The organism is Kitasatospora sp. NPDC004723 (assembly GCF_040609255.1).
Lineage (GTDB): Bacteria > Actinomycetota > Actinomycetes > Streptomycetales > Streptomycetaceae > Kitasatospora.
On record NZ_JBEXJT010000026.1, the window covers coordinates 26,269 to 44,944 of the forward strand.

19 protein-coding genes are annotated in these 18,676 nt (G+C 70.6%); 6 read left to right on the plus strand and 13 right to left on the minus strand.

All coding sequences use genetic code 11. The features are described 5' to 3' along the window. Nucleotides 1-24: 24 nt before the first annotated feature. Nucleotides 25-1,647 carry a hypothetical protein gene (locus ABZW10_RS23510; protein ID WP_355369076.1) on the minus strand — a complete coding sequence of 541 codons (1,623 nt, stop codon included), beginning with the start codon at nt 1,645-1,647 and terminating at the stop codon, nt 25-27. Nucleotides 1,648-1,981: 334 nt separating this feature from the next. On the opposite strand from ABZW10_RS23510, the gene ABZW10_RS23515 reads away from it, so the two are divergent. After that, complete coding sequence (locus ABZW10_RS23515) at nt 1,982-3,313, plus strand: MFS transporter (protein WP_355369078.1); 1,332 nt, start codon at nt 1,982-1,984, stop codon at nt 3,311-3,313. A 64-nt stretch (nt 3,314-3,377) separates the two neighbouring features. Here ABZW10_RS23515 and ABZW10_RS23520 read toward each other — a convergent pair whose 3' ends face one another. Then, on the minus strand, nt 3,378-4,037 hold the full coding sequence (locus ABZW10_RS23520) for a Uma2 family endonuclease (protein ID WP_355369080.1): 660 nt from the start codon (nt 4,035-4,037) through the stop codon (nt 3,378-3,380). Nucleotides 4,038-4,378: 341 nt separating this feature from the next. On the opposite strand from ABZW10_RS23520, the gene ABZW10_RS23525 reads away from it, so the two are divergent. Further along, on the plus strand, nt 4,379-4,810 hold the full coding sequence (locus tag ABZW10_RS23525; protein ID WP_355369082.1) for an NUDIX domain-containing protein: 432 nt from the start codon (nt 4,379-4,381) through the stop codon (nt 4,808-4,810). A gap of 96 nt (nt 4,811-4,906) precedes the next feature. Here ABZW10_RS23525 and ABZW10_RS23530 read toward each other — a convergent pair whose 3' ends face one another. Further along, nucleotides 4,907-5,392, minus strand: a complete 486-nt coding sequence (locus tag ABZW10_RS23530) for a hypothetical protein (RefSeq protein WP_355369084.1) — start codon at nt 5,390-5,392, stop codon at nt 4,907-4,909. Between the two features lie 232 nt (nt 5,393-5,624). Between ABZW10_RS23530 and ABZW10_RS23535 the strand changes: the two genes are divergently transcribed. Together ABZW10_RS23535 and ABZW10_RS23540 are read left to right on the plus strand one after the other, a co-directional pair. Continuing rightward, a complete protein-coding gene (locus tag ABZW10_RS23535) occupies nt 5,625-6,470 on the plus strand; it encodes a hypothetical protein (RefSeq protein ID WP_355369086.1) in 846 nt (281 codons plus the stop codon). Between the two features lie 39 nt (nt 6,471-6,509). Next, nucleotides 6,510-7,622, plus strand: a complete 1,113-nt coding sequence (locus ABZW10_RS23540) for a serine hydrolase domain-containing protein (protein ID WP_355369088.1) — start codon at nt 6,510-6,512, stop codon at nt 7,620-7,622. A 60-nt stretch (nt 7,623-7,682) separates the two neighbouring features. Here ABZW10_RS23540 and ABZW10_RS23545 read toward each other — a convergent pair whose 3' ends face one another. The 8 genes from ABZW10_RS23545 to ABZW10_RS23580 form a co-directional block, all read right to left on the minus strand. Further along, complete coding sequence (locus ABZW10_RS23545; protein ID WP_355369090.1) at nt 7,683-8,060, minus strand: metal-sulfur cluster assembly factor; 378 nt, start codon at nt 8,058-8,060, stop codon at nt 7,683-7,685. Nucleotides 8,061-8,086: 26 nt separating this feature from the next. Continuing rightward, nucleotides 8,087-8,539, minus strand: coding sequence for a Fe-S cluster assembly sulfur transfer protein SufU (gene sufU / locus ABZW10_RS23550; protein WP_355369092.1), 453 nt, complete (start codon nt 8,537-8,539; stop codon nt 8,087-8,089). A 17-nt stretch (nt 8,540-8,556) separates the two neighbouring features. Further along, the gene (locus ABZW10_RS23555) at nt 8,557-9,804 is read right to left on the minus strand and encodes a cysteine desulfurase (protein ID WP_355369222.1); all 1,248 of its coding nucleotides are present in this window, start codon (nt 9,802-9,804) and stop codon (nt 8,557-8,559) included. A 32-nt stretch (nt 9,805-9,836) separates the two neighbouring features. After that, nucleotides 9,837-10,601, minus strand: a complete 765-nt coding sequence (sufC, locus tag ABZW10_RS23560) for a Fe-S cluster assembly ATPase SufC (protein ID WP_355369094.1) — start codon at nt 10,599-10,601, stop codon at nt 9,837-9,839. A gap of 6 nt (nt 10,602-10,607) precedes the next feature. Further along, complete coding sequence (locus tag ABZW10_RS23565) at nt 10,608-10,925, minus strand: non-heme iron oxygenase ferredoxin subunit (RefSeq protein ID WP_355369096.1); 318 nt, start codon at nt 10,923-10,925, stop codon at nt 10,608-10,610. A 5-nt stretch (nt 10,926-10,930) separates the two neighbouring features. Then, entirely contained in the window at nt 10,931-12,178 is a 1,248-nt protein-coding gene (sufD, locus tag ABZW10_RS23570; protein WP_355369098.1) for a Fe-S cluster assembly protein SufD, read from the minus strand. Between the two features lie 62 nt (nt 12,179-12,240). Continuing rightward, on the minus strand, nt 12,241-13,656 hold the full coding sequence (sufB, locus tag ABZW10_RS23575; protein WP_355369100.1) for a Fe-S cluster assembly protein SufB: 1,416 nt from the start codon (nt 13,654-13,656) through the stop codon (nt 12,241-12,243). 9 nt (nt 13,657-13,665) lie between these two features. Beyond that, nucleotides 13,666-14,511: a helix-turn-helix domain-containing protein gene (locus tag ABZW10_RS23580; RefSeq protein ID WP_355369102.1), complete on the minus strand. Its 846-nt coding sequence runs from the start codon at nt 14,509-14,511 to the stop codon at nt 13,666-13,668. A gap of 164 nt (nt 14,512-14,675) precedes the next feature. Between ABZW10_RS23580 and ABZW10_RS23585 the strand changes: the two genes are divergently transcribed. Next, a complete protein-coding gene (locus ABZW10_RS23585; RefSeq protein ID WP_355369104.1) occupies nt 14,676-15,602 on the plus strand; it encodes an ABC transporter ATP-binding protein in 927 nt (308 codons plus the stop codon). Beyond that, a complete protein-coding gene (locus tag ABZW10_RS23590; RefSeq protein ID WP_355369106.1) occupies nt 15,599-16,369 on the plus strand; it encodes an ABC transporter permease in 771 nt (256 codons plus the stop codon). The genes ABZW10_RS23585 and ABZW10_RS23590 overlap by 4 nt, the downstream gene beginning before the upstream one ends. A gap of 78 nt (nt 16,370-16,447) precedes the next feature. Here ABZW10_RS23590 and ABZW10_RS23595 read toward each other — a convergent pair whose 3' ends face one another. Together ABZW10_RS23595 and ABZW10_RS23600 are read right to left on the minus strand one after the other, a co-directional pair. Then, the gene (locus ABZW10_RS23595; RefSeq protein WP_355369108.1) at nt 16,448-16,918 is read right to left on the minus strand and encodes a hypothetical protein; all 471 of its coding nucleotides are present in this window, start codon (nt 16,916-16,918) and stop codon (nt 16,448-16,450) included. A gap of 59 nt (nt 16,919-16,977) precedes the next feature. Beyond that, nucleotides 16,978-18,675 carry an alpha/beta hydrolase gene (locus tag ABZW10_RS23600; protein WP_355369110.1) on the minus strand — a complete coding sequence of 566 codons (1,698 nt, stop codon included), beginning with the start codon at nt 18,673-18,675 and terminating at the stop codon, nt 16,978-16,980. Nucleotide 18,676 lies beyond the last annotated feature (1 nt).

Consider the following 18,676-nt stretch of genomic DNA (forward strand, 5'->3'; position numbering starts at 1 on the left):
CGCGCCGCCCGGCCCTCAGCCCGCTCAGCCCCTGGACCGGGCCTTGAACGCCGCCTTGCGGGCCTCCTTGGCCACCGCCCGGTCCGGATGCAGCTCGCCGACCGCCTCCAGCACATCCGCCGTGTACGGGTGCTCCACCCGCCACAGCTCGCCGAAGTAGCCGACCGGGTCGTCCGTCACCGGCAGCTCGGAGACCAGGTCGCGCAGCTGGTCCGGATCGCCGCCGGTGTCCAGCAGCTGGGCCGCGAAGGCGTCCACGACCGTCCACAGCGCCATCGCCCGGTCCGGCACGGGCACGTCCGTCACGCCCAGCGAGACCAGCCACGCCCGCGCGCCGCCGCCCAGCTCCGGGTCGTCCAGCACCTCCCGGACGGCCGGCTCGGCGGGCGCGCCGAGCAGGGTCAGCGCCGAGTGGCAGAGCAGCCGCCGCATCGGGGCGTACGCGTCGATGCCGCGCGCCGCCGCGAGCAGCTCGCGCGCCGCCGCCACCGGCTCCCGGCCGGCCACCCAGACCTTCAGCTCCTCCTCGGGCAGCACATTGGCGGCCTCGCTGACCCCGCGCAGCAGCTCGGCGGCGTCGCCCCGGGCCAGGTCGCCGACCAGCGGGGCGTCGTAGCCGTCCTCCAGCAGCCACTGCCGGATCCCGTACTGGCCCAGCGGGGTGAGCCGGACCAGCCCGAACCGGGCGGACTCCGCCTCGTCCAGCTCCGCCGACTCCGCCGAGCGCTCGGCCTCCCCGTCCGCCCCTTCCTCCTCCTCGTCGAAGAGCTCCGGGTCGATCGGCCGGTACTCCAGCAGGCCCAGCTCGGCGAGGTCGGCGAGCATCGGGTCCAGGGCGACCATCACGTCGGTGATGTCGCCGAGCAGCTCGTCGCTCGGCTCCTCGCCGTCCGGGACCACCAACAGCGCCGCCAGCACGCCCAGCGGCACCGTCTCGTTGCCCGGCTCGGCGAAGGCGGTGGTCTCGTACAGCACCTGAAGCGCCTCGTCGAGCAGCTCGGCGGCCTCGTCGCGGGCCTCCTCGACGTCGCTCAGGCCGTCCTCGTCCTCCTCCGCGCGCTCCCCGTCCTCCGCCTCCAGGTCCTGCGAGTCCGCCTCGACCGCCAGCTCGCGGACGATCCCGGCGGCCGTCAGCCACAGCTCCAGGACGGTCTCCGCGTCCCCCGCCTCGGCCGGCTCCAGGTCCGGCCCGGGGATCGCGACGTGCTCGCCGGCCGCCGTGGTGCCGATCTCGACCAGGTCCAGGTCACAGGCCAGCGACCAGGCGCGCATCGCCTCGACCACCGCCTCCTCCGGCGCGTCCCCCTCCTCGGGGGCCAGGCCCAGCAGCCGGGCGGCCGGGGCCCGGTCGGGGCCGGTGAGGTCGCCGAACTCGTCCACCGCGCGGTGCGGGGCCGTCCAGCGGGCCAGCTTCAGCGCCCACCCGAACATCGGGACGGCCTTCGCCCGCTCGGCCAGCTCCGGCTCGGACGGCAGCGTGACCGGCGGCACCAGCACCGCCGCGTCGTCCAGGTCCTCGTCGTCCAGCCCGTGGGCGGCGAACGCCCCGTACAGGTCCTGCAGCTCCAGGTCGGCGGGCAGCACCGCACCCTCGCCCGGCGCACCCGCCGCCGGGGTGTCCGCGTTCCTACGACGTCGTGCGGCCATCGTTGCGCGTTCTCCCTACGCCGAGCGGTCAGCCGGGCCGGGGCACGCGGAGATCACCTCCGCGTCACCGGTCCACCACCTCAGCGTATAGGCCGGGCACCCCGGACGCCCGGCCTCAAGGGGCGCGCGCCGAAACCGTGCGCCCACCCCTTATCCTTCGAAGTCGGTACCGCGCACAACCCCGCGCGCGCCGACGGGCAACGTAGCCCCCCCTCTCAGCTCACCTGCCCCACCAGGGAGCCCGCACCGAGGCCACCACCACAGCGCCGCCAGGACGGGCGCACCGGCACACCCCGCCGACCCGGGTGGTGCCCGGCCACAGGAGACCCCTGCCATGGCGGACCTCTCCCCCGCCGGCTCCGGCCTGCGCACCGCGCAGTTCGACGGACGCCGACTGTCGGAGGCCCTGCTTCCCCTGGAGCTCGCGCCACGCGCCCAGCTCCAGCTCTCCGCGATCAGCCGCTGGAACGCGCTGCGCGGAGTCCGCGTCGGCCTCGTCGCCGGCGCCCTGCTGCTCATGCTGATCGGCGCCAACCTGGCCACGCCGATCTACTCGCTCCTCCAGCAGCGGATGCACCTCACCGCGCTGGACACCACGATCCTCTTCGCGTTCTACGTGTTCGCACTCGTCCCGGTGCTGGCCGTGGTCGGCCACTGGTCCGACCACCTCGGCCGACGCGCCCTGATCCTGCCCGCCGTCGCGCTGTCCGCCGTCGGCGACGTCGTGTTCGCGACCGCGGGCGGCTTCTGGCAGCTCGCGGCCGGCCGGGCCGTCCAGGGCATCGCGGTGGGCCTGACCACCGGCGCCGCCGGGGCCGCCCTCGGCGACCTGATGCCGGACCACCCGACCCGGGCCGCCAAGATCACCCTGGCCTGTTCCGCCGGCGGCGTCGCGCTCGGCCCGGTGGTCGGCGCCCTGCTGGCCGGCGGCTCCGACCCCCTGCTCAGCCCGTTCCTGCTGCACGCCGTCGCCCTGCTCGCGCTCTGCGTGCCGCTCGCGCTGGTCCACCCGCGGATGCCCGGCCGCAACCGCGCGCCGGCCGCCCCGCCGCGCATCACCACCCCGGCCCACCTGCGCCCGCAGCGCCTGCGACTGCCGCGCACCGGCCGCCGGGAGTTCCTGCTCGCCGCCGCGGCCGGGTTCATCTCCTACGCGGTCTTCGGGGTCTACCTCAGCCTGGCCCCGGCCTTCGCCGCCAAGCTGCTGCACACCGACTCCAAGCTGATCGGCGCCGTGGTCGCGGCCCTCCTGCTCGGTTCCTCGGCCGTCGCCCAGCTGCTCGTCCCGCCGACCGCCGACCGTCTGGTGATCGCCCTCGGCATGGCCGGCCTGGCCACCGGCCTGGCCCTGGTCGTCGCCGCCCAGTACACCGGCACCCCGGCGCTGCTCTTCATCGGCAGCGTCCTCGGCGGCGCCTGCCAGGGCATCGCCTTCCGCTCCCTGTTCACCACCACCGTCGCCGCGATGAACCCCGAACGGAGGGGCTCCGAGCTGAGCTCCCTGTGGATCATCATCTACCTCGGCTCCTCCCTCCCCATCGTCGCCGTCGGCGCCCTCGTCCAGACCTACGGCCTCCTCCCCGCCACCAGCGGCTTCACCCTCCTCGCCGCCCTCCTCTGCGCCGCCCTGGCGATAGCCGTCGCCAAGCGCCCCCGGACCGCCTGACCCCCCACACACGCCGCCGCCCCGGAACGACACTCGTTCCGGGGCGGCGCCATTTCACCCGGCCCTACGCGCTCCAGGGCTTCCAGGTGTCGGTGTTGATCTCGACGCCGAACGGCTCCGGCAGCCGAACGCCCTCCCCGAACTTCCACTCACCCAGGGTTTGGTACGTGGCCTCAGCCTTGTCCGGCTCGCCGAACAGAGTGACACCCGGCTGCCGCGGGTCCCGGTCCACCAGCAGGTAGTACGGCACTCCGCTCCGCGCGTATCCACTCCACTTGGTGGGCTTGACCTGCCGCCCGAACACGGGGCGACGATCACGGCCGGCGGTGGATACGGAGGTCACCTCGACCACCAGCTCAAGATCGTGCGGGTGGAGATGGAGAACGTCCTGCGACCGCTTCTCGGCTTCGTTGTCCTTGTGCAGCACCACCAGGTCGGGAATGTAACCGTCCCCGGCCTCGACCAGGTCCAGGTTGATCGTCTGGACTGCCCTCCAGGAAAAGCCGTCATCCACGAACAAGGCCCGCTCAAAACCTCGCTGGATGTCCGAGAGGATCCCACCATGGGCAAACACCGGCGCCGGTGACACGACGATCTCCCCTCCGACGACTTCCACCCGCGTACCGTCGTCCGGGAGGCGGAGGTACTCCTCCAGCTCTCCCCGGACCCACATGGCGTACGGCGAGTCAGGCAGAAGCAGCTGCGCGAATGCAACAACCGACATGGCTTCGCTCCCTCCGAGGTCGCGGCACCAGCCTGGCCGCCCGCTCGCAGATATACCACTGCCACGCAAACCTTTCCGTCTAAAGAGCGGTTTGCGCAGCAGCAGGCTGACATTCGACCCGTCCGTCAGACCTCGGCGCGGCGTGAACGGACCTCCTCCACGGCAATGACGCAGTGGACCGACTACACCACTGGCAAGCGCATCAAGTTTTTCTGCGGGCGGCACACTGGGCAGGCGTTTCGGGCATCGGCCGCGTGCACCGGCACGCGGCCGATGCCCAATTCTCAATGCGTCCGGGCCGTTGAGCAGAAGGAACCCGCCCCGCTCAGGAAGAAGGCACCATGCAGCACCGCGTCCGCGCCGTCCTCGTCACTCCGAACGACACCATGCTGCTGATCAAGCGCATCCGCCCCGGCATCGCCCCGTACTGGGTGATCGTCGGCGGAAAGGTCGAGCCGACCGACGTCAGCCCCGAAGACGCCCTGTCGCGCGAGGTGCGCGAGGAGGTCGCCGGCGAAGCCCGGATCGTCGGCCTCCTCCACAGCATCGAGACCGATGACGAGCGCCAGGACTTCTACCTCGCCACCATCGAGAAGTGGGACTTCGAGAACCGCAGCGGTCCCGAGTTCAGCCAGGAAGGCCGGGGCGAGTACCTCCTGGAGGAGATCCCCCTGACCACCGAGGCGCTCAACGCGGTCGACCTCCTGCCGCAGGAGATCGCCACGGTCCTCCGCGAGGCCGTCGCACGTGGAGACCTCGCCACTGCCAGGTAGTCACGGACACCTCCGCTACGCCTACGTCCCCCGACCAGCACAAACACCGCCGCCCCGAAACCTCCGTTTCGGGGCGGCGGCCAGCTGATGGCACCGTCAGCTTGTACGGGCGGCCCCCTCTGGCCACACGACCGTTACCGGTAGCTGGGCTGAACGGGCCGCGGCGACAGTGTCAGCGGTTCCCCCACGCCCACTGCCGGGCCTGCCGTCCCACACGGCGAACAAGTGGTCAGCACGGCGCAGCAACTCGTTGTTGGCGGCTTCGTACGCCTCGCGATCGGCCTCGGCGAACGGCATGACGACAACCTCAGCGGCGGCCTGGTGAAGACGGTCGAACTCGGCTGCGTGTCCCGGTTTGACCTTGGTCTGGCGGTAGTCGGCCGACGGGATCACGGCGACCAGTCGGCCGCCGAGCGAGAGCACCGCGTCAGCGAAGATCGAGTCCGCACCCTTGGCGATGCACGAGACACCGGTGAGGCCGTGCTCGGCATGGTCAGCGAGTAGCTGATCCAGCGCTTCGCGGACCAGGACGACACTCTCATCAGTGAGGTCCATGTGCCCGGTCACCGCGATCACGGTCATGCCACTCCCCCTTTGCGTCAGTTCTCCAATAGCTCGCGGAACGGTAGCGGGAGTCGCCGAGCCGGGGGGAGCCTTGGACCCTATCAGGTAGTCACGAACAGCTCACGCTGTGTCAAATGGCATGGTACGTTCCGTACTCAAAGAGAAAAATGCGACCCCGGCGGTGCTGGAACACCCCGGGGTCCGGCAACAGGAGACAAGCCTCCCTATGCACATCCATCGTAGCGCCCACGTGCGCAACTTCACCGTGCTGCCCAACTCCGTGTTGCAGTACCGGCGGTTGAGCTACACCGCTCGCGGTCTGCTCGCGGACCTCCTCTCCCGGCCCGACGGCTGGCGGGAGGACGGGCGGCACATGGCCGACACCAGTCCGCAGGGGCGCGGAGCCGTCCGCAAGGCCCTGAAGGAACTCACCGACGCCGGGTACTACCGCGTCGAGAAGGTCCGGCTGCCCGACGGCACCCTCCGCAGCGAGGCGCACGTCTACGACACCCCCCAGCTCGCGCGGCCGGGTGTCACCCGTCCGGCGTCCGGTGGGCCGCCAACCGGCATTGCTGGCGGCCCTGTTGTAAAGGAACGGTGCCAAGAACCCACCCTCCCCGCGGAGTCGGCCGACGACGGCGGGCGGGAGGCGGTGGCCACCCTGTTCCGCGTGATCCGGGCCGAGCCCCGGCTGCGGCTGGGCGAGGCCGAGGCGCGGGAACTGGCGCCGCTGGTGGCGCAGTGGTTGGCGCGCGGGTGCAGCGCGACCGACCTCGCGCACGCCCTGTTGCCGGGGCTGCCGGCTCCGATGCATTCGGCGGCGGCCGTGCTCCGCTATCGGTTGGAGCACAAGATGCCGCCCTCTCGGCCGGCGGAAGGGACACAGAAAGCAAGCTACTCCGAGTGCGCCAAGTGCCACGATCCGGTGCCCGCGCCGGGGATCTGCCGGGCCTGCGCGGGCCTCGGTGGACGGCCCAAGGCGGCCGAAGGTGGTGCTTCCGTGACGGAAAGAGGTGTCGCACGCGCACGTGCCGCCCTGCTGGGAGCGAGAGCACCGCATGTCGAGATCGCTCCCCCGGTGGCGACCTACGGGTGAGCGGTGCACAGGAGCGCCGCAGCCGAGGAGGAGAGCGGGATGCAGGAGCTTGTGCAGCGGGCCGTTGACGAGATGGTGGAGTCGGGCGAGGAGCTGGGCGTCCAGGTCGCGGTGTACCGGCACGGGGAGCTGGTGGTGGACGTTGCGGCGGGGGTCGCCGATCCGGGGAGCGGGCGGGCGGTCGGCCCGGACACGCCGTTCTACAGCGCCTCCACCGGGAAGGGGGTGACCGCGACCGTGGTGCACGTGCTCGCGGAGCGCGGGGTGATCGAGTACGACCGGCCGATCGTGGAGCTCTGGCCCGAGTTCGGGGCCCATGGCAAGGCCGGGGCGACCGTGCGGCACGCCCTGACGCACTCGCTCGGCGTCCCGGCGGTGCCGGCCGGGCTCACGGTGCGGGAGCTGGCCGACTGGGACGGGATGTGTGCGCTGATCGCCGGTTCCGAGCCCTGGTGGGAGCCCGGGACCAGGACCGGCTACCACGCGATGACCTGGGGCTTCGTGATGGGTGAGATCGTGCGCCGGGCCACCGGCCGACCGGTCTCGCAGGTGCTCCGGGAGGAGGTGGCGCAGCCGCTGGGCATCGCCGACGAGCTGTTCGTCGGTGTCCCGGAGTCCGAGCTCGGGCGGCTCGCCCGCCTTGAGGACGCGCCCGGTTCCGCCGAGATGATCGCGGCGATGCCCGCCGACCTGCCGCTGTTCAAGGCGACGCCGCCCGCCGTGACCCCGAGCGCCACGTACGGCAACGACCCCGTGGTGCTCACCTCGGACATCCCCTCGGGCGGCACGATGTCCGCCCGCGCGGTGGCCAGGATGTACGCCGCGCTGCTCGGCGAGGTGGACGGCATCCGGCTGGTGTCGGAGGAGCGGCTGCGCGAGATCACGGCCCTGGCCACGGCCGAGGTCGACCAGCTGATCGGCTTCCCGGTGCCGCGCGCGCTGGGCTGGAACCTCGGCCGGCCCGGGGCCGATCCGCAGCAGACCCTGAGCACCTTCGGCATGCCCGGCATGGGCGGCAGCGCGGCGTACGCCGACACCGCGACGGGGATCGCCTTCGCGCTTACCAAGAACCGGTTCTTCCCCGGCCCCTCCACCGCCGTCGACCGGATCGGCGAGCTGGTCGCGAAGGCCGTGCACGTCACGGAAAGCTGAAAACGCGTGGCCCCTTCCCCCAGGAGGAGGAAGGGGCCACGCAAAAGCGGCGGACAGGCCTCAGACGTTGAAGCCGAGGGCGCGCAGCTGCTCGCGGCCGTCGTCGGTGATCTTGTCGGGGCCCCACGGCGGCATCCAGACCCAGTTGATGCGCAGGTCCTGGACGAGGCCGTCGGTGGCGGTCTTGGCCTGGTCCTCGATGACGTCGGTCAGCGGGCAGGCCGCCGAGGTGAGCGTCATGTCGATGGTGGCCACATCGGACTCGTCGATGTGGACGCCGTAGATCAGGCCGAGGTTGACGACGTCGATGCCCAGTTCGGGGTCGACGACATCCATCAGGGCCTCGGTCAGGTCCTCGACGGAGACGGTGCCGGCGCTGGTGCCGACCGGGCCGGACGCGGTCTCCTCCGCAGGGGAGGTGGTGGTTTCGTCGCTCATGGTGGTGGGTGTCCTCCTCTGCGGTGTCAGTCGGTGACGGTGGGGTGCTCGGCGAGGGCCTTGGCGGTGGCGTCCTTCCAGGCCATCCAGCTGAGCAGGGCACACTTGACCCGGGCCGGGTACTTGGAGACGCCGGCGAACGCGACGGCGTCCTCCAGCACCTCCTCGTCGCCCTCGCCCTGGCCCTTGCTCTGCATCAGCTCCAGGAAGGCCTCCTGGACCGCCTGCGCCTCGCCGACGGACTTGCCGACCACCAGGTCGTTCAGCACCGAGGCGCTGGCCTGGCTGATCGAACAGCCCTGGGACTCGTAGGAGACGTCGGCGACGGTGCCGCCGTCGAGCTTCACCCGCAGGGTGATCTCGTCGCCGCAGGTCGGGTTGACGTGGTGCACCTCGGCGTCACCGTCGCGCAGCCCCTTGCCGTGCGGGTTGCGGTAGTGGTCCAGGATGATGTCCTGGTACATCGAGTCGAGCTTCATGGTCGCGTGCCCCGTCCTCAGCCGAAAAAGTTCCGGACGTGGTGCAGGCCGTCGATCAGCGCGTCGACCTCGCCCGGCGTCGAGTACAGGTAGAACGACGCCCGCGTGGTCGCCGGAATTCCGTACCGCAGGCAGACCGGCCGCGCGCAGTGGTGGCCGACGCGCACCGCGATGCCCTGCTCGTCGAGCACCTGGCCCACGTCGTGCGGGTGGATGTCGCCCAGCGTGAACGAGATCGCCGCGCCGCGGTCGACGGCCGTGCGCGGGCCGATGATCCGCAGGTCCGGGACCTCCAGCAGCCGCTCGACCGCGTACGCGGTGATGGCGTGCTCGTGGGCGGCGATCCGCTCCATGCCGATGCCGGACAGGTAGTCGATGGCCGCGCCCAGCCCGACCGCCTGGGCGATCGGCGGGGTGCCGGCCTCGAACTTGTGCGGCGCCGGGGCGTAGGTGGACGAGCCCATGGTGACGGTCTCGATCATCTCGCCGCCGCCGAGGAACGGCGGGAGGTCCTCCAGCAGCTCCTGGCGGCCCCAGAGCACGCCGATGCCGGTCGGGGCCAGCATCTTGTGGCCGGTGAAGGCGACGAAGTCGGCCTCCAGCGCCTGCACGTCCAGCACCATGTGCGGGGCGGCCTGCGAGGCGTCGATCACGACCAGCGCGCCGACGTCCTGCGCCTTGCGCACGATGGCCTCGACCGGGTTGACGGTGCCGAGCAGGTTGGAGACCAGGGTGAAGGAGACCACCTTGGTCTTCTCGGTGATCAGCTCGTCGATGTTGGAGAGGTCGAGCCGGCCCTCGTCGGTCAGCCCGAACCACTTCAGCTTCGCGCCGGTGCGCTGCGAGAGCAGCTGCCACGGGACGATGTTGGAGTGGTGCTCCATCTCCGTGATGACGATCTCGGACTCGGCGTCCACCCGGTAGGGCTCGTCGGCCCAGCCGAGCATGTTGGCGACCAGGTTGAGCGACTCGGAGGCGTTCTTGGTGAAGATCACCTCGTCGCGGCTCGGCGCGTTGATGAACGCCGCGACCTTGTCGCGGGCGCCCTCGTAGAGCGCCGTGGCCTCCTCGGCGAGCACGTGCACGCCGCGGTGGACGTTGGCGTTGTGCCGCTCGTAGTAGGCGTTCAGCGCGTCGAGCACCTGGCGGGGCTTCTGCGAGGTGGCCGCGTTGTCCAGGTAGACGAGCGGCTTGTCGTCGTGCAGCAGGCGCTGCAGGACGGGGAAGTCCTTGCGGATCGCGTCGGTGTCGAGCAGTCCCGGCAGGACCGTCGACGCCGCCGACTCGTGCGTACGGGTCACTCGGACGCGCCACCCTTCACGTAGGCCTCGTAGCCCTCCTCCTCCAGCTTGTCGGCCAGCTCGGCACCGCCGGACTCGACGATGCGGCCGCCCGCGAAGACGTGGACGTAGTCGGGCTTGATGTACCGCAGGATGCGGGTGTAGTGGGTCACCAGCAGGGTCCCCACCTCACCGGTCTCACGGACCCGGTTGATGCCCTCGGAGACGATCCGCAGCGCGTCGACGTCCAGGCCGGAGTCGGTCTCGTCGAGGATCGCGATCCGCGGCTTCAGCAGCTCCAGCTGGAGGATCTCGTGGCGCTTCTTCTCGCCGCCGGAGAAGCCCTCGTTGACGTTGCGCTCGGCGAAGGCCGGGTCCATCTGGAGGGCGGCCATCGCCTCCTTGACCTCCTTCACCCACAGCCGCAGCTTGGGGGCCTCGCCGCGGACGGCGGTGGCGGCGGTGCGCAGGAAGTTGGAGACCGAGACACCGGGGACCTCGACCGGGTACTGCATGGCCAGGAAGACGCCGGCCCGGGCGCGCTCGTCGACGGACATCTCCAGGACGTCCTCGCCGTCCAGCAGGACGGTGCCGCCGGTGACGGTGTACTTGGGGTGACCGGCCAGCGAGTAGGCCAGGGTGGACTTGCCGGAGCCGTTCGGACCCATGATGGCGTGGGTCTCGCCCTGCTTCACGGTCAGGTCGACGCCCTTCAGGATCTCCCGGGGGCCGTTCTCGGCCTCGACGGAGACGTGCAGGTCGCGGATTTCAAGGGTAGCCATGTGTACTCAGGACTCCTGGTTGACGGAGACGAGCACATCGTCCCCTTCGATCTTTACGGGGTAGACAGCGACCGGCTTGGTGGCGGGCAGGCCGGAGGGCTTGCCGGAGCGCAGGTCGAAGCTGGAGCCGTGCAGCCAGCACTCGATCATGCAGTCCTCGACCTCGCCCTCGGACAGCGAGACGTTCGCGTGCGAGCAGATGTCGTTGATCGCGAACACCCCCTCGTCGGTGCGGACGACGGCGACCGGGACACCGTTGAGGTCGACGCGCTTGGGCACGTCCTCAGCCAGTTCGCTCAGCGCGCAGGCGCGAAGGAAGCTCATGGGTGTCAGACCGCCGCTTCCAGCTCGGCCTCGATCTTCTCCATGAGGTGGTCCTGGATCTCGGCGACGCCGATCTGCTGGACCAGCTCGGCGAAGAAGCCGCGCACCACCAGGCGGCGGGCCTCGTCGGCCGGGATGCCGCGGGCCTGCAGGTAGAAGAGCTGCTCGTCGTCGAAGCGGCCGGTGGCGGAGGCGTGGCCGGCGCCGACGATCTCGCCGGTCTCGATCTCCAGGTTCGGCACGGAGTCGACCCGGGCACCGTCGGTGAGCACCAGGTTGCGGTTGTGCTCGTAGGTGTCGGTGCCCTCGGCGGCGGCGCGGATCAGCACGTCGCCGATCCACACGGCGTGCGCGTCCTGGCCCTGCAGCGCGCCCTTGTAGACGACGTTGGACCGGCAGTGCGGGGTGTCGTGGTCGATGACCAGCCGGTGCTCCAGGTGCTGGCCGGCGTCGGCGAAGTAGAGGCCGAACAGCTCGGCCTCGCCACCGGGCGCGGCGTAGCGCACCCGCGGGTGCAGGCGGACCACGTCACCGCCGAAGGTGACGACGACGGACTTCAGCGAGGCGTCGCGGCCGATCAGCGCGGTCTGCTGGGCGACGTGCACGGCGTCGCGGTCCCAGTCCTGGACGGAGACGAAGGTGAGCTTGGCGCCGTCGCCGACGAGCAGCTCGACGTTGGCGGCCCGGGTGCCGGTGCCGGTGTGGCCCAGGACCACGACGGCCTCGGCGAACGGCTTGACGTCGATGACCACGTGGGCGAAGCGGGTGCCGCCCTCGCCGTGCACGTCGATCCGCACCGGCTCGGTGAGCACCGTCTCCTTGGGGACGGTGACCACGAGCGCCTGCTCGAAGGCGCTGAACGCCTGCGCGGCGACCCGGTCGACCGGCTTGCCGGCCTTGCCGAGGCGGGCGTCGTCGCGGCCGACGGCCTCGGCGGTGACGCCCTCGGGCAGGCTCAGCTCGACCTTGTCCTCGCCCTTCTCGGCCTCGGCGGCGGTGCCGTCGTGCAGGCCGGCGAGGCGGTGCAGCGGGGTGAACCGCCAGTCCTCCTCGCGGCCGGTGGGCACCGGGAAGTCCGCGACGTCGTAGGACGGCTCGACCGCGACGCGGGCGTCGATCGGCTGCCGGACGCTGTCCCGGCCGGTGCCGGGGCCGGCCAGCTGGGCGCCGGCGCCGGCGGTGCCGACCTCGATCGAACCGGCGGTGGTGGAGCCGGTGTTGTTCGCAGCGACATTCAAAGGCGTGTCAGCCATGGCTGTTCGTTGTGCTCTCTTCCTCAAAATACGTGTCGATGGACGGCGGGGCGGCCGGCGGGTCAGCCGACGGAGCCCTCCATCTGCAGCTCGATCAGCCGGTTCAGCTCCAGCGCGTACTCCATCGGCAGCTCGCGCGCGATCGGCTCGACGAAGCCGCGGACGATCATCGCCATGGCCTCGAACTCGGTCATGCCGCGGCTCATCAGGTAGAAGAGCTGGTCCTCGCTGACCTTGGAGACGGTCGCCTCGTGGCCCATGGACACGTCGTCCTCGCGGACGTCCACGTAGGGGTAGGTGTCCGAGCGCGAGATGGTGTCGACCAGCAGCGCGTCGCAGAGCACGTTGGACTTGGCGCCCTTGGAGCCCTCGCCGATCTCGATCAGACCGCGGTAGGAGGTACGGCCGCCGCCCCGGGCCACCGACTTGGAGACGATGTTGGAGGAGGTGTTCGGCGCCATGTGGACCATCTTGGCGCCGGCGTCCTGGTGCTGGCCCTCACCGGCGAAGGCGATGGACAGGGTCTCGCCCTTGGCGTGCTCGCCCATCAGGTAGACGGCCGGGTACTTCATGGTGACCTTGGAACCGATGTTGCCGTCGACCCACTCCATGGTCGCGCCCTCGTACGCCACGGCGCGCTTGGTGACCAGGTTGTAGACGTTGTTCGACCAGTTCTGGATCGTCGTGTAGCGGCAGCGGCCGCCCTTCTTGACGATGATCTCCACGACCGCCGAGTGCAGCGAGTCGGAGGAGTAGATCGGCGCGGTGCAGCCCTCGACGTAGTGGACGTAGGCGTCCTCGTCGACGATGATCAGCGTCCGCTCGAACTGGCCCATGTTCTCGGTGTTGATCCGGAAGTAGGCCTGCAGCGGGATGTCGACGTGCACGCCCTTCGGCACGTAGATGAAGGAGCCGCCGGACCACACGGCCGTGTTCAGCGCGGCGAACTTGTTGTCGCCGGCCGGGATGACGGTGCCGAAGTACTCCTTGAACAGCTCCGGGTGCTCGCGCAGCGCGGTGTCGGTGTCCAGGAAGATGACGCCCTGCTCCTCCAGGTCCTCACGGATCTGGTGGTAGACGACCTCGGACTCGTACTGGGCGGCGACACCGGCGACCAGGCGCTGCTTCTCCGCCTCCGGGATGCCCAGCTTGTCGTACGTCGCCTTGATGTCCGCCGGCAGGTCCTCCCAGGACTCGGCCTGCTTCTCGGTGGAGCGGACGAAGTACTTGATGTTGTCGAAGTCGATGCCGGACAGGTCGGAGCCCCAGGTCGGCATGGGCTTCTTCCCGAACAGCTTGAGGCCCTTGAGACGCAGGTTCAGCATCCACTCGGACTCGCTCTTCTTGGCCGAGATGTCGCGGACGACGTCCTCGTTCAGTCCGCGCTTGGCGGCGGCGCCGGCCACGTCCGGGTCGGCCCAGCCGTACTCGTAAGTGCCGAGGCCTTCGAGCTCGGGGTGCGAAACGGTGTCAGTCATGCGGGCTTCCTAACGCGCGGACGCTGAATCATCGGTGGACGTACCGGCAGTCGGCGCGGCACCGGTGTCCCGGCCCGCGGCGGTGCGCAGGGCGGGCGACGATGCGGCACCGGGTGCCGGCACATAGGTGGTGCAGACCCCGTCGCCGTGGGCGATGGTGGCCAGCCGTTGCACATGGGTGCCCAGCAGCTGGGAGAAGACCTCGGTCTCCGCCTCGCAGAGCTGCGGGAACTGCTCGGCGATGTGCGCGACCGGGCAGTGGTGCTGGCAGAGCTGGGCGCCCGCCGGGGCCTTCGCCGCGGCCGACGGGACCCTCCGCACCGTGGCAGCGTACCCGTCGGCACTCAGCGCCTGGGCCAGTGCCTCGGTGCGTTCCGCCGCCCCGGTGGAACGCAGCGCCTCCAGGTACTTCTCCGCCTGCCGGCCGAACCGGGCACGGGCGAAGGCGGCCACCGCCTCCTCGCCGGCCTTGCCGCCGCCGACCGAGTCGGAGATCCAGCGCAGGGCGTCGGCGGCGAGCTGGTCGTACTCCTGGTAGAAGGCGTCCCGGCCGGCGTCGGTCAGGGCGAAGACCTTGGCCGGGCGGCCCCGGCCGCGGCTGCCGTAGACCCGCTGCTCGCGGGACTCGACCAGACCGGCGGCGGTGAGGCCGTCCAGGTGACGGCGGACAGCGGCGGCGGTGAGGCCGAGCCGGTTCGCCAGGTCGGCGGCGGAGGAGGGACCGTGGTCCAGGATCGAGCGGGCGACCCGGTCGCGGGTGGCGCGGTGGCCGTCCAGCAGCACCTCGGCCGCCGTCGCGGGCACGGCGCAGCCGGGGGCCGACTCGGCCTCCTGGTGCGTGGCGTGCTCGCGCATGTTTTTCACAACACCAGTGTTGCGTAATTACTTCCGACAGGACAAGCCGTGATCCAGGCCTCACCCGTGGCATCTGTCACGCAGGTAAGCCTTACCTGACCAGCGGATGAAGTGATCAAGCCCAGTGTGCAAACGGCCTGTTGGGGCCTCTTAGACTCACCCGTATGCAATCCGAACCCGCGGTCCAGATCACCGGGCTGGTCAAGCGCTACGGGGACAAGCCCGCGGTGGACGGTCTCGACCTCAGCATCGCGCGCGGCGCCGTCACCGCCGTTCTCGGCCCCAACGGCGCCGGCAAGACCACCACCATCGAGACCTGCGAGGGCTACCGCCGCCCGGACGCCGGCACCGTGCGCGTGCTCGGCCTCGACCCGGTCGCCCAGAGCGCCGAGCTGCGCCCGCGGATCGGCGTGATGCTGCAGTCCGGCGGCGTCTACGCGGGCGCCCGCGCGGTCGAGATGCTCCGGCACACCGCCAAGCTGCACGCCCATCCGCTGGACGTCGACGCGCTGGTCGAGCGGCTCGGCCTCGGCTCCTGCGGCCGTACCACCTACCGGCGGCTCTCCGGCGGGCAGCAGCAGCGGCTGGCGCTGGCGATGGCCGTGGTCGGCCGCCCCGAGCTGGTCTTCCTGGACGAGCCCACCGCGGGCCTGGACCCGCAGGCCCGCCGCGCCACCTGGGAGCTGGTCCGCGACCTGCGCCGGGACGGCGTCACCGTGGTGGTTACCACCCACCACATGGAGGAGGCCGAGCAGCTCGCCGACCGGGTCGCGATCGTCGACCGCGGCAAGGTGATCACCGAGGGCACCCCGGAGGAGCTCTGCCGCGGCGGCGCCGAGTCCACCGTGCGCTTCGACGGCCCGCCCGGGCTGGACCTCGCCACCCTGCTCAAGGAACTGCCCGAGGGCGCCACCGCCGCCGAGACCTCCCCCGGCAGCTACCGCGTCGAGGCACCGGTCGACCCGCAGCTGCTGGCCACCGTCACCGCCTGGTGCGCGGCCGGCGGGATCCTGCCCGAACGGCTCGCGGTGCAGCGCCGCAGCCTCGAAGACGTCTTCCTCGACCTGACCGGACGGGACCTGCGCTCATGACCACCACCGACTACGCCCCGCGGCCGGGGGCCGCACCGGTCGGCCGGATGCTGCTCGCCCAGACCGCGTTCGAGACCCGGATGCTGCTGCGCAACGGGGAGCAGCTGCTGCTCACCGTGGTCATCCCGACGGTGCTGCTGGTGCTCTTCTCCGCCGTGGACATCGTCGCCGTCGAGGGGCCGGGCAAGCGGGTCGACTTCCTCGCCCCGGGGCTGCTCGCGCTCGCGGTGATGTCCACCGCGTTCACCGGCCAGGCGATCGCCACCGGCTTCGAGCGCCGCTACGGCGTGCTGAAGCGGCTCGGCGCCAGCCCGCTCCCCCGCTGGGCGCTGCTGACCGCGAAGACCGGCTGCGTCCTGGTCACCGAGGCGCTCCAGGTGGCGCTGCTGTCGGTGATCGCCCTGGCCCTCGGCTGGTCCCCGCAGGGCAACCCCCTCACCGTGGCCGCCCTGCTCGTCCTCGGCACCGCCGCCTTCTCCGGCCTCGGCCTGCTGATGGCCGGCACCCTGCGCGCGGAGGCCACCCTGGCCGCCGCCAACCTGGTCTTCATCCTGCTGCTGCTGGCCGGCGGCGTGATCGTCCCGCTCTCGAAGTTCCCCGCCGCCGTCCAGTCCGTCCTGGAACTCCTCCCGATCGCCGCCCTCTCCGACGGCCTCCGCTCGGTCCTCCAGTCCGGCGCCGGCACCCCCTGGGCCGACCTCGGCATCCTGGCCGTCTGGTCCGCCCTCGCCCTCGCGGCCGCCGCCCGCTTCTTCCGCTGGGAGTAGCCCGCACGCCTCCGGCCCGAAGCGTCCGCCCCTCGCTCGGCCGAGCGAGGGGCGGACGTTTCGGGCCACCGCCCCACGTCAGGGGGACGGCGTCCCGTTCGGCCAGACACAGGGGGAGACGACCTTCAGCGAGAGCTGGTGGCCGTCATCCGAGGCTCCGTTGAGGATCGCGACGAACCTGTCCTTGGGGTTCTCCAGCTTCACCCAGTCAGGAGTGGCTTCCGGAGCCGGCTCGAACCCCTTCCCGATCAGAAGAGCACGGAAGGCAGCAGCGGCTTCCGTCCTGCTCGCCAGCGGGACATCCCCGAAGCTGAACCCGCGTGAGGTCTCCTTCCTACCGTGCGGGCCGACGTCATTGAGCTCACACTCCAGATCGCTGAAGTCGCTGATGCTGCTCGCCAAGGGCTCGAGGGGCATCTTCGCCTGGATCTCGGCGAGGTAACTGTCCACCTGCTTCTTGGCCTCGTTCAGCGTGATCGTCGCCTTCCGCCGCTCCGCGACGGTCGTCACCCCACAGGAGCTCAGAGCCGCAACCGCAATGGCCAGCACGGCTGCGACGACCGTCCGACCAAGCCATGGCGACGCTGTGGATGTGTGGTTTCCAGCCCTCATGAATTCCGCTTTCCCGCGATGATCTCCCCCATGGCCTGGAGAGACGCTGACCCGTCGTTCCAGTAGTCGGAGTGACCCGTCCCCGGAGTGGTCGGGATGACCCGTGCTCCGAAGTCAGGGACCATGGGGTCCCGTCCGTGGATCAGGTGATGGTCGGGGTTCTGCACGACGCCGTACCAGGAACCGATGTTGTTGGCACCATTGCTCACCAGGTTGTCGGCCCTCAGGGGAGGCGCCATGTCGATCCTGTCGATGTCGCCCTTCGCAACGAAGACGTGAGACGGATCGACGCCGAGATCACGAGCATGCTCGACGCCTGCACCAGGACTGGCGATCAGGACGACGTTGTCGACCGGCAGGCCCTTGTCGCGCATGGCATAGCCGACGGTCGTAGTCCCGTAGCTGTGACCAAGGATCGTATTGTTCGACGGAGTCCCCTGATGGGTGGCGCGAAGTCCCGCCTCGAAACCGTGAAGGCTGCTTGCGGCATCCTTCGCGTAGGTGTCCTTCGTCGCGTCCGGGACGATCGACTGCGGTGCGTCGTATCCGACCCAGGTGATGGACGACGTGGTCTTCGACCTGTTGCTGGCCTCATTGGCCGCGGCGACCATCCGGTCCGAGCGGACGATGTCGCCCTTGATGCCGCCGAGCCGTGCGCCGGTGCCGGGGACATACGTCGAGACGTTGTCAGCGGTGTCCGGATTGTTGACGGCGACGATGGCATGGCCATTGCCCCTGGTGTCGAAGCCCAGCAGGTAGGTCGGCGGATTCCGCTCGTCGACCTTGGTCGTCAGCCGCTCGTCGATGGCGTTCACACCGTTCAACTGCTCCTGCAGGAGGGCCTTCCTCCTCTCCCACTCGTCGCGGGCGGGGTTCGACACGGCGCCGCTTACACCCGCGACCTTCGCGGGCGGCTCGGGCCCCAGGTGGTCGAACTGGAGTTGGAGGTCCTGTTTCGCCTGCTGCAGGGTGATGCGATTGGCCCGGTCACGGGCAACGGCCGGGATGCCGTCCAGGTTGCCGATCCGGTCGGGATGGGCCTCGATGAACTTCTGCTGCTGAGCTTCGGAGAGGCCGTTCCACCACTGCTTGACACTGTTCGGGTCGGTACCCGCCACGGGTATGTTCTCGCGGGCCGTCTCGGCGGCCTGGTCCTGTGCCACTGTGGCGGCGTTCAGTCCGGTGCCGCTGCTCGCGTTGGCCGCCAGGTGGCTCAGTCGCGTGCTGATCTCCTGGTCGGCGTGAACCGCCTCGTTGAGTGCGGCAGTGATGCGGTTGCTGATGGCGACTGCGGCCGTCTCGGCACCGGCGCCGGCGAAGTTCGGGGAGGAGGGCTCGTTGTCCCATGTGATCCTCCCGTCCGGGGCGACGTTGAGCTTCGCGTTCTTGGCGTCGTCCAGGGCGCTGATCAAGTGGGACTGGGCCAGCGCGAACTGTTCGGCGGCGTTGGCCAGCGCCTTGCTGACGAACGAGATCTCCTGCCGGGCAGCCCGGAGCTGACCTCCCAGATCCGCGATACGGCCGTGGGCCTTGGCGGAGCTGGGACCGGTCCACTGCGAGGCGCTCAGCCGGTCGGCGACCTCGTGCTGCCAGGCATCCACATGTTGCCCAAAGGCTTTGGCCAGGGTGTCGAAGGCGTTCTTCGCGGTGGTGATGTTGTTGATGTTGGCGTTGTAGAGGCTCGTGATGTCCACC